Origin of the sequence: Xenorhabdus bovienii, assembly GCF_024721015.1 — a bacterium.
Lineage (GTDB): Bacteria > Pseudomonadota > Gammaproteobacteria > Enterobacterales > Enterobacteriaceae > Xenorhabdus > Xenorhabdus bovienii.
Genome location: NZ_JANAIF010000293.1, coordinates 1 through 626, shown reverse-complemented (window position 1 = coordinate 626; position 626 = coordinate 1). Strand labels below are relative to the sequence as shown.

Genomic DNA, 626 nt, shown 5'->3' with positions numbered 1-626 from the left:
CGATGTATCAATCTCTGTCAATTTTACGCTGTAAATTTCCCATTCGCGCAATAATGCTATTTCTCTATCGGTGGCCATTTCCAAACGTTTTTTACGTTCCAGTCGGGCAATTTTTAGCTCGGTCTCATGCTGTAATGTTTGACGCTGATCCTCAGCCTGTTGTATCTCATGCTGATGCTGCGCTACGGTATCCGTCACCCACTGGGTACCATTCCATTTATCAAAGGGTGTTTTTGGCGTCAGTCGCGTTAGTTCTGTGGGAATATCCCCTATCTCTGTTATCTGAACTGGCTGGCAGGTTTTTGTGTGATAGGCTGTTTTACCGCGATAGTCGGGTAAATATTCCCATTGGGTACCGTCAAGACTGCGGCAAATTGCTGTATCAGGCGATTTCGGTAACGCCGGCGCATCCCGATACGCATCATTGACCACTGACATTCGGTAGGGCACTTCATCCATATCGACGCCAATGTATTCCCGGGTCTTCGGGTCGGCACGATAAATGGTCGTCCAGCCTGCGACAGTGGATAATCCCTGTGCATCAAATTCTGCCAATTGTAATTCGTTGGTGTAGTTCATTATTTCATCCTCGTCACTAAAATTTTTGCCACGTTTTTCATGCGGAA

Annotated in this window: 1 protein-coding gene; it reads right to left on the bottom strand. The window is 46.6% G+C overall.

What is annotated here, in order from left to right; translation table 11 throughout:
* Positions 1 to 579 (bottom strand): tail fiber assembly protein (locus NXS07_RS20650; protein ID WP_258087590.1); only part of this gene is annotated, 579 nt, incomplete at its 3' end.
* Between the last annotated feature and the right edge of the window lie 47 nt (positions 580 to 626).